The sequence below is a fragment of the Sporosarcina sp. 6E9 genome (genome assembly GCF_017921835.1).
Classification (GTDB): domain Bacteria; phylum Bacillota; class Bacilli; order Bacillales_A; family Planococcaceae; genus Sporosarcina.
Genome location: NZ_JAGEMN010000041.1, coordinates 1 through 255, shown reverse-complemented (window position 1 = coordinate 255; position 255 = coordinate 1). Strand labels below are relative to the sequence as shown.

The window sequence follows — 255 nt, the reverse complement described above, 5'->3', positions numbered from 1 at the left end:
AAATGAAACTCGAGCTATTCAAGTTTCTCTATTATGGAGAGTTTGATCCTGGCTCAGGACGAACGCTGGCGGCATGCCTAATACATGCAAGTCGAGCGAATGTTTTAAGAAGCTTGCTTCTTAAAACATTAGCGGCGGATGGGTGAGTAACACGTGGGCAACCTGCCCTGCAGATGGGGATAACTCCGGGAAACCGGGGCTAATACCGAATAATCAGTTTGTCCGCATGGACAAACTCTGAAAGACGGCTTACGC

The 255-nt window shown here is 48.2% G+C and carries 1 rRNA gene; it reads left to right on the top strand.

The annotated features are described in order from the left end of the window. Window positions 1–30 precede the first annotated feature (30 nt). Window positions 31–255 (top strand): 16S ribosomal RNA (locus tag J4G36_RS18350); the annotation flags it as partial.